Below are 9,804 nucleotides of genomic sequence, written 5' to 3'. Positions count from 1 at the left end.
ACCGCCGCATCACCATGGCACACGAAGCAGTAGCGCCCATAGTGCTTCGCGCCGAGCGCGACTTGTGCCGCCGTGCCGGTGAAGGGCGGCGGATCGAGCACCATCTGGTTCGTCGGCGGCGGCGCGGGAAGCTGGCCATTGGCGCCCAGCTTGAACACCAAGAGACGGCTGATGTTGCGGGTCGTGCCGCTCTTGCGGGCAAGCAGGCCGGCAGAGATATCCCACGCCCCGCCCCAACCGGCAAGGATGGCGACATATTGCTCGCCATCAATCGTGTAGGTCATCGGCGCGGCGAGAATGCCGGTCTGCGAAGGGAACGACCACAACTTCTGGCCCTTGTCTGCGGTGTAGGCGACAAATTCGCCGCCCGCAGTGCCCTCAAACACCAGATTTCCGGCTGTCGACAGCACACCGCCGTTGGATGGACCGGGGAGAGGGACCGTCCACGCCGGCTTCTGGTTTACCACGTCCCATGCCACCAGCTGGCCGATCGTCGCCGCTTTGGCACCTTCCTGAATCTTGGCATCCGCCGGCATCGACACCGCACCAACGTCGATTCCGATCTGATAACCGATCGCGCTCGGCTTCCAGCCTTTATCAGCCATGTAGGGGAAGGCGGTAATGTTGGTCGGGATGTAAAGATAGCCGGTCTTGGGGCTGTAGCTGTGCGGTTGCCAATTGCGCGCTCCGGTTGCGCCCGGCACGCTGAGGAATGGCTTGCCAGTCTTGTCATAACGCGCCTCGGGAGCGACGTTAGGCCGGCCAGTGACGGGATCGATGCCTGTTGCCCAAGTCACCGGTATCCACGCCTTGGCCGAGAGGAACTTGCCGGTCTTGACGTCGAGCGTATAGACATGCCCGTTCTTGGGCGCATGGATGGCGACATGGCGCATTTCGCCGCCCAATTTCACGTCGGCAATGGTGATCTGCGCGTCGGAATCGTAGTCCCAGCGGTCTTCCGGGGTTTCCTGAAAGTGCCAGGCATATTGGCCGGTATCGGCATTCACCGCGACGATCGACGAGGTGTAAAGACTGTCGCCTTCGCGACCGTTGGCCGCCGGGTTCCACGGCTCGGCATTGCCGGTGCCGAACAGGACGAGGTTGGTTTCCGGGTCATAAGTGATCGAATCCCAGACGGTGCCGCCGCCGCCAAGTGTCCACCACTTGTTGCCCCAGGTCTTCGCCGCTGCCGCATGCGCCGCTGCGTTCAGGCCTTCCTTGCCGAAACCCTGTGCGGGATTGCCGGGCACAGTGTTGAAGCGCCAGACTTCGTTGCCCGTCTCAGGATCATAGGCCGAGAGATAACCACGCGCCTTGAATTCCGCGCCGCCCGCGCCAATGACCACGCGGCCTTTCACGATGCGCGGCGCGCCGGTGATCGTGTAATCCACCTGATTGGGCACGACGACTTTCGACCACAGGACCGCGCCGCTCTTCTGATCGAGCGCAATCAGCCGGCCATCGAGCGCCGCCACGAACACCTTGTCGCCATAGAGCGCAACGCCGCGGTTCACGGCATCGCAGCAGGCGCGCACCAGTGTGTTGCGCGGCACTTTGGGATCGAACGCCCAGAGCGGCTTGCCGGTTTTGGCGTCGTAGGCCTTCACCATCGACCATGCGGTGGTGACATAAAGCACGCCGTTGTGGACCAGCGGGGTCGATTCCTGACCGCGCGCGGTATCCATGTCGGCATACCAGGCAAGGCCAAGCTGATCGACGTTGTATTCGTTTACCAGTGTCAGCGGAGAGAAGCGCTGCTCGCCATAATCACGGCCGTAGGTCAACCATTCCCCCGCAGGAGCGTTACGGATCATCTCATCGGTCACGCCGCCGGTCGCCGATTTGACAGCGGCCGATTTGCCCGTAGCCGCGATGCCTGCGACCGTTTGACCGGCCGCCAGAGCGACCAACGAAACCAGTGCCAGAACCGACGTGAATTTGCTACGCATCATCTCAGACTCTCTCTTTCCTCTGTCCGGCTTGCCCGGATCATTCAACAAACAAGACGCTAGCATGCAAATTGTCGCCATTGCAGCGCCCACAGGGGCACTTTGCGCGAAGCTGAGCGGGAAAGCCAGTCCACAAATTCGGCCAAATTAGCCGCCAATCCGGCCAAGCAGAGCGCCATGGGAGCGAGGCGCAGAGCGACCAGCGATACCTTGGCACAGACGCAACGAGACGCTAGTCTGATGACAACGGACCAAGGAGCAAAGCCATCATGTGCGATGAGACCACCGAGATCGAAAACGCTGCATGGCTCAGCCGCCGTCAGTTCTCCGCGCTCGGCGCTGGCGCTGCCGTGATGGCCGCTGTCCCCGGCTGCAGCTTGGCGCAATCAGCCCCGCCGGGAGCCGCGACAACCAGCCGCACGGTCACTTTCGCCACCCCGGATGGCACCGCCGATGGTTTCTTCGTGGCACCCGCCGCTGGCAAGCATCCTGCCGTGCTGATGTGGCCGGACATCGCGGGTCTGCGCGAGGCATATAAAACGATGGCCACGCGGATGGCGGCGGCCGGCTATGCGGTGCTGGTGATCAATCATTACTATCGCGGCAGCCCCGCTCCGATCCTCAATTCGATCACCGAGTGGCGCACCCCGGCAGGACAAGCCAAGCTCGGCCCGTTGATCGCGCAGATCACCCCGGCGGGCACGGTGCGCGACGCCATCGCCGCGATCGGCTGGCTGGACGGTCAGGCCGAAGTGGATACGGCGAAGAAGATCGGCACCTGCGGCTATTGCATGGGCGGGCCTTATACCGTGCGCACTGCGGCGGCGGTTCCCGCGCGCATCGGCGCGGCGGCCTCGTTTCATGGCGGCGGGCTGGTCGGCGATGCAGCCGATAGCCCGAACAAGCTGATCGCCAAGACGCAGGCCTCGTTCCTGATCGCCATCGCGCAAAACGATGATCAGAGCGCGCCCGGCGACAAGGATGCGCTGCGCGCCGCCGCCACCGCCGCCGGGCGCCCGGCAGAGATCGAGGTTTATCCCGCGCAGCATGGCTGGTGCACGATCGACGCGCCGATCTATGACGCGGTGCAGGCGGACAAGGCTTGGGGCCGGATGCTGGCGATGTTCGAAAAAGCGCTCTGATGCGGCGCTAACCCGGCGCTGATGCCGCGCTATTTGATCAATTCGCCGCCCTTTATCACATGCGCAACCGTCTCGAGCGCGGCGATGTCGGCCAGTGGATCGCCTGCCACCGCGATCATATCAGCATAGTGCCCGGGCGATAGCGCGCCGACATCCTTGCTCCAGCCCATCAGCGCGGCGGCGCTGGTGGTGGCAGACTGGATCGCCTGCATCGGGCTCATCCCGTAGCGAACCATGTATTTGAATTGCCTAGCATTTAAGCCGTGAGGATAGACCCCGGCATCGGTGCCGAACGAGAGCCGCACCCCGGCCTTCACCGCTTTGCGAAACCCGCCGCGCTGCGCCTCGGTGGTCTCGGTATTCTTGCGCAGCATATCGGCGGGCCAGCCTTCCTTGCGGCCAACGTCATCGATGTAATCCCCGTTGTAGATATCCATGTCGAGCCAGACGCCCTTCGCCTTGGCCAGCGCAATGCCCTCGTCATCAATCAGCGAGGCATGCTCGATCGCGCGCACGCCAGAATTGATCGCCAGCTTGATCCCTGCCGCGCCATGCGCATGCGCCGTCACCCACGATCCGCGCGCATTGGCGACATCGACCGCCGCGCGGATCTCCTCGCCGGTCAGCTCGATCTGCCCCGGCTCGGTGCCTTGCGCCAGCACCGCGCCGGTCGCGATCAACTTGATCGAATCCGCGCCGTTCTGGAAAAGAAGGTTGACCTTGCGCGTCGTGTCCGCCGCATCGCTCACCACACCCACGCGCATGTCCGCCGGGATCGCTACCTCGGGCGAAAGCCCGGTGACTTCGCCGCCGCCGCCGGGAACGGTGATGTAAGCGCCCACCGCGCTCATGCGCGGGCCGATCACATCGCCGCGATTGATCGCGTTGCGCAATTCGACATCGGCATAAGCGCGAAACGAGCCGACATTATGCACCGAAGTGAACCCCGCCATGAGCGTGGTTCGGGCATTGCGCGCGCCCATGAACGCAATCTCCATCGGCGAATGCAGCAGCGGCTCGGCAACATTGTTGGTCTGCCCGGTATCGGCCAGATGGACATGGCAATCGATCAGGCCGGGCAACACGGTAAAGCCCGACCAGTCGATGACCTTGGCCCCGTCCGGCAGCTTGGCATCAGCGGTGATCGCCGCCACACGGCCATCCTCGATGCGCAGCAGGCGGGCGGCAGAGACCGTGCCGGTTTCGGGGTCGATCAGGCGCCCGGCGCGGACGTAAAGCGTTTCGGCATGGGCCGGTATCGCCATCGCAAACGAAAGGGCAGCAAGTAGCCAGCGGTGCATGTTCAGCCTTTGCTCAAGAAGCACCGAACTTGCCACCGCTAGGCCGCCCACGCAATGGGCGCGGACGGCGAGCGTCAGGCCGCCTCGGCCTTCATCTCCGCGCGCTCCAGATTGATCGCTTCGGCCAGCAGGAACGCCAGCTCGATCGACTGCGCGGCGTTGAGGCGGGGATCGCAGTGGGTGTGGTAGCGGTCTGCCAGCGCCTCGTGCGTGATGGCGACCGCGCCGCCGACGCACTCGGTCACGTCCTGCCCCGTCATCTCGATATGGATGCCGCCGGCATGCGTGCCCTCGGCGCGGTGGACGGCGAAGAAGCCCTTCACCTCGTTCAGGATGCGGTCGAACGGGCGGGTCTTGAAGCCGCTGTTCGATTTGATCACGTTGCCGTGCATCGGATCGCAACTCCACACCACCGGATGCCCTTCGCGCGCCACCGCGCGCACCAGCGGCGGCAGCCCGGCTTCGACCTTGTCATCGCCGAAACGGCTGATCAAGGTCATCCGCCCGGGCGTGCGCGCCGGGTTCAGCGCATCGAGCATGCGCAGCAGCGCATCGGGGGCGAGCGACGGCCCGCACTTCATCCCGATGGGATTCCCCACGCCGCGCAGGAATTCGACATGCGCCGATCCTTCAAAACGGGTGCGATCACCGATCCACAGCATATGCGCGCTGGTGTCATACCACCCGCCGGTCAGCGAATCCTGCCGCGTCATCGCCTCTTCATATGGCAGCAGCAGCGCTTCGTGGCTGGTGTAGAAGCTGGTGCCCTGAAGCTGGGGCACGGTGCCGGGATTGACCCCGCAGGCCTCCATGAAATCGAGCGCTTCGCCGATCTTGTCGGCCATTTCGCTGAACTTGGCCGCCCACGGGCTCTTGCCAATATGGTCGAGCGTCCACTGGTGGACCTGACGCAAATTGGCGTAACCGCCGGTGGCAAAGGCGCGCAGCAGATTGAGCGTGGCCGCCGCCTGAGAATAGGCGCGCAACATCCGGTCGGGATCGGGGATGCGGCTTTCGGGGGTGAATTCCATACCGTTGATGTTGTCGCCTAGGTAGCTGGGCAACTCGACATCGCCCTGCTTTTCCATCGGCGAGGAACGCGGCTTGGCAAATTGGCCCGCCATGCGGCCAACCTTGACCACCGGCTGCTTGCTGGCAAACGTCAGCACCACCGCCATTTGCAGCAGCACGCGGAAGGTATCGCGGATATTGTTGGGGTGAAATTCGGCAAAGCTTTCAGCGCAATCGCCGCCTTGCAGCAGAAACCCGCGTCCCGCCGCCACTTCTGCCAGATCGGCGGTGAGCGCACGCGCCTCGCCAGCAAACACCAGCGGGGGAAACCGCGTCAGCGTCTCTTCGACCTGCGTCAGTTTGTCTGCATCGGGATAAACCGGCAAATGCCGCCCTTCAAAACCCCTCCAGCTATCTGCATTCCAATTGCTTGCCACGTTGTTCGCTTCCTTCAAGGATGCGCGCGTTTAGCGGGGATGCGGCGGAAATGCAAAGGGCATGGGAGATGACTGACTAGCAAGCGTCTACCGCTCTGTGGGTCGCTCCCCTCCCCCGTCATGAGGGGAAGCGCGCTTACTTCTTTTCCGGCACCACGGCCATGCGCCAAGCCTTGCCCGCCACCAGATAGCGCCTGGCCAGCGCCTGCATCCGTTCGGGCGTGGTCGAGCCAAAGTCGGTTAGGATCGAGCGGATATCGTCGAACTTGCCCTGTTCCAGCGCGCCGCCTTCAAGCTGGTACATGTAGAAACCGTTGCCGGTGCTGGCGCGGGTGACAAGTTGCTTCATCGGTTCGACCACGCGCGCGATCTCGTCGGCGCTGGGCGGGCTGGCGGCAAGATCGGCGGCGATCTTGTCAGCCGCTGCGAAGAACGCGGGCAGATCGCCCGGGCGCAGCTGGGTCGAGGCAGCGACATAGCCGCCAGAGGGCGCTTCGAGCGGCCAGCTCGATGCCACTTGCGGCGCATAGCTCGCGCCGATCCGTTCGCGCATCGCATCGAACAGGCGGATGTTGAAAATCTGGGCCAGCAATTCGAGTTGCCGCGATTCATGAATACCCCCGCGCCCGCCGCCAGTGGGCCAGGCCACCATGGCAGCGGCGGTGTTGGCATCGCCGCGATGCGTGAGCAGCAGCGGATCGGCAAGCGGCGCCGGAATGCGCGGGGCAAAGCCGGTTTGCGGCAAGGGATCGCGCGCGGGCAATGCACCGAACGTGCGCTCAAGCGCAGCAATCGCGTCCTCGCGCTTGAAATCGCCGAACAGATCAACCTCGACCGGCCCCTGCTTGAGGAGCGCCGACCACACCCGGCGAAACCCATCGGGCGTGGCTTTGGCAAGCTCGGCCGGATTGGGCGTGGAGAAGCGGGGATCACCGTCCTTGAGCAGCCACGGCGCATCGCGCTGGAGCACCGAGGAGGGCGATGCGTTGGTCGAATCGTATTGCAGCCGGGCCGCTGCGCGCGCGCGCACCACCGGCTTGTCATCCCAGCGCGGCATGCCAAGCTTTGCCGCAAACAGATAAAGCTGATCGGCAAGATCGGCGGGCCGGGTATCGGCGGAAAATTCGAACACCGTGTCCTTGATCGAAAAATCAAGGCTGAGCTTGCGGCCGGTGGCCAAGCGATCCAGATCCTCGCGCCCGACCGCGCCAAAGCCGGTGTCCATCAGCGCGGTCTCGCCCAGCGGGCCATAGACTGCGTCGCGCGGATCGATCACGGAATAGCCGCCGCCAAAACGAACACGCACGATAACCCGCCCAGGTTCCGCCTGATTGGGCCACAGCAGCGCCTTCACCCCGTTCGACAGGCTGATCCGGTCGATCCCGAGCAGGCCGGTCTGCTCGCTATCGGCGAGCGTGCCCGGCTGGCCAATCGGCGGCAGGTCCGAAAATTTGAGCGAGCCTGCGGCCAGACGGCTGCCCGATGCGGCATCGACCGGCGCCAGCAAGGCAGCGCGCACTGCTTCCGCGCTGCCCGCGCTGGCTTTCGGCGTGAGCAGAACGGCGCGCGTGACCGTGCCGGTGAACACGGCTTTGGTGTGCGCCAGCACGGCCTCGGGCGTGAACATCGGGATCGAGCTTCTGAAAATCTTGTACACCGTATCGGGATTGGCCACCGTTTCGCGGATATCGACCGCGTCGGTGATGTCTTCGGCCAGTTTCGAGCCCGCCAGCGTTTCCTGCGTTTCGACAGGAACCTGAAACGCCACATCGAATTCGGCGACTTCGCGGGCGATTTCCTCTTTGCTGGGCGGGGTTGCCAGCGCATCGGCGATCACCGCGCGCACATCCTTGACTGCCGCTTGCCAATCATCGGTGAGCGGTGTGACAGTGACCATCGTGGCATCGGCGGAGCGGCTGATCCGCTGCTGATTGACCGATGCGGCCAGATAGCTGCCACCTGCGCGGGCGCGGCCTTCAAGCCGCCGGTTGATGAGCGCCAGCCCGAGCCGGTCGATCATCAGGCCCTGATTATAGATGATGGTGTCACGCACCTGGCGCCACGGGCGCAAGATCGCGTAGTTATAGACCAGCGGCAAATCCGCCTCGACCAGCACGCGTGCCTCGCCCACCGGATTGGCAGGGTCTGCGCCGGCAGGCGCGACCGGGTGGCCAAAATCGGGCTGCGGCGGCTTGGGGCCGATTTTCTGCCACGCGCCGAACCAGGTGGCGACATACTTTTGCAGATCCGCCGCCGCTACATCGCCCGCGACCACGATCACGGTATTGTCAGGGCGATACCACTTGGCGTGAAACGCGCGCACGCTTTCGGCTGTGGCGGCGTTGAGCGTCGCCTCGGTGCCGATGGGCGAACGCGCGGCAAGCGGCTGTCCGGCGAAGAAAACCGCGCGCGTGCCATCGACCACGCGGGTTTGCGGGCCGTTGCGCTCGCGCATTTCCGCCAGCACAATCGGCACTTCGGTCTTGACCCCGGTCGGGGTAAAGATCGGCGCGGTGATCATCCCCGAAAGCAGCCGGAATGTTTCGTCCAGCTTGGCCGGCGAGATATCGGGCACATCCAGCTTGTACACCGTCTGGGTCGGGCTGGTTTCGGCGTTGGTGTCGCTGCCGAAAGTCGCGCCCAGCCGCTGCCACGCCGGGATCGCCTCGCCCGCTTTCAGATACTTGGAATCGCGAAACGTCAAATGCTCGATCAGATGGGCAAAACCGCGCTCTGCATCGGTTTCATAAAGCGATCCGGCGTCGACCAGAACCCGCACCGAAACCTGCCCCGGCGGCACCCCGTTGCGCCGCACCGCATAGCGCAGGCCATTGGGCAGCACGCCGAAGAGCCATGCCGGATCATGCGGAACATCGCTGCCCTTATAAAGCCACGGGACCGCCGCCGCCGCTGGCTTGCGCTTTGCCGCCGCAACAGCATCAAAGCCGCCTGCGGAAACCAGGCTGAGGACAAGGACGGCCGACCAAACCGGGCGCAGCATAGACCGGAGAAATGATTGCATGGTGCCTCTATAGGTCAGCAAAAAATGAAGCACCAATGAACAAAATCACCCGGCGGCCGATAAATCCCGCGATTCAGCAAAATCAGCGCGGCGGCTTGGTCTGACCCGCAGGCTTTTGCGCCGGTTTTTCCGCAGGCTCCTGAGGCGCAACGTCCGCTGCCGGCGCTGCTTGGGCCTCGGCCTCACGGGCCGCGTCGGCGTTGATTTTCTCTACTTCGGCCTGAGTTTTGAAATCGAGCAGTTCGACCTGAAACACCAGATCGGAATTGGCCGGGATCAGACCGGAGCTCTTCTCACCGTAGCCAATCGCCGCCGGGATGCACAGACGCGAGATGCTTCCGCGCGCCATCTGCAGGATGCCTTCGGAAAAGCCGGCTATCACCCCGCTCAAACGGAACGCCGTGCCGGCATTCTGATCGAACACTTTGCCCGTGGACGCGAGATACCCGATGTATTTGACCAGAACAAAATCGTCCTTGGCCGGCCGCGCGCCGTCCGCAGTTCTGAGAGCCTTTGTGCCAAGGCCTGACGCCGTCTTGGCAGTGCAAGTCCGCAAGTCTGCTGCCACAACGGGCTGCAGCGGAACATCGATCACCTCGCCAGCCGCCGCCGCAGAGGCCGGGACCGCAACAGCAGGCGCGGGCGCCGCCGTGCCGAAGGTTGGCGCGATCATTGCCGCAAGCGCGAGGGAATAGCCGATTCGGCGGTTCAATAGGGAATGGTCTATCATGGCAGCGGCTATAGGAGCGTTGCAGGCATCATGCCAGTGTACAAAGTCCCGGCGGGTGCACTCTGCCCCGAACGCGGCAGTACTTAGCCGCACCAAGGGCATGAATTTGCCACTCGGGCCCATGCAAAGGCATGGCTATCAGCAGCAATTACTCCGTGCCGGTGCGGATCAACGGCTTTGAGTGCCGCAATTGCACCGAAGTTGATCAGGCC

6 protein-coding genes are annotated in these 9,804 nt (G+C 63.9%); 1 reads left to right on the top strand and 5 read right to left on the bottom strand.

The annotated features are described in order from the left end of the window. A partial coding sequence (locus Q0O40_RS13930; protein ID WP_295531096.1) for a PQQ-dependent dehydrogenase, methanol/ethanol family occupies positions 1-1,952 on the bottom strand: 1,952 nt, incomplete at its 3' end. A 266-nt stretch (positions 1,953-2,218) separates the two neighbouring features. On the opposite strand from Q0O40_RS13930, the gene Q0O40_RS13925 reads away from it, so the two are divergent. Further along, positions 2,219-3,091, top strand: a complete 873-nt coding sequence (locus tag Q0O40_RS13925) for a dienelactone hydrolase family protein (RefSeq protein ID WP_295531094.1) — start codon at positions 2,219-2,221, stop codon at positions 3,089-3,091. A gap of 29 nt (positions 3,092-3,120) precedes the next feature. Here Q0O40_RS13925 and Q0O40_RS13920 read toward each other — a convergent pair whose 3' ends face one another. From Q0O40_RS13920 to Q0O40_RS13905, 4 genes are all read right to left on the bottom strand, one after another. Then, positions 3,121-4,356 carry an amidohydrolase family protein gene (locus Q0O40_RS13920; protein WP_367183757.1) on the bottom strand — a complete coding sequence of 412 codons (1,236 nt, stop codon included), beginning with the start codon at positions 4,354-4,356 and terminating at the stop codon, positions 3,121-3,123. A gap of 110 nt (positions 4,357-4,466) precedes the next feature. Next, positions 4,467-5,840 (bottom strand): class II 3-deoxy-7-phosphoheptulonate synthase, encoded by a 1,374-nt coding sequence (locus Q0O40_RS13915; protein ID WP_295531089.1) that lies wholly within the window; start codon positions 5,838-5,840, stop codon positions 4,467-4,469. Positions 5,841-5,976: 136 nt separating this feature from the next. After that, positions 5,977-8,862 (bottom strand): pitrilysin family protein, encoded by a 2,886-nt coding sequence (locus Q0O40_RS13910; RefSeq protein ID WP_295531086.1) that lies wholly within the window; start codon positions 8,860-8,862, stop codon positions 5,977-5,979. A gap of 82 nt (positions 8,863-8,944) precedes the next feature. Further along, positions 8,945-9,592 carry an FKBP-type peptidyl-prolyl cis-trans isomerase gene (locus Q0O40_RS13905; protein WP_295531082.1) on the bottom strand — a complete coding sequence of 216 codons (648 nt, stop codon included), beginning with the start codon at positions 9,590-9,592 and terminating at the stop codon, positions 8,945-8,947. Between the last annotated feature and the right edge of the window lie 212 nt (positions 9,593-9,804).

It is taken from the genome of Novosphingobium sp. Chol11, assembly GCF_945870625.1.
Taxonomy (GTDB): Bacteria; Pseudomonadota; Alphaproteobacteria; order Sphingomonadales; family Sphingomonadaceae; genus Novosphingobium.
The sequence above is the reverse complement of the archived record's forward strand: the minus strand, read 5'-3'. Positions and strand labels throughout refer to the sequence as shown.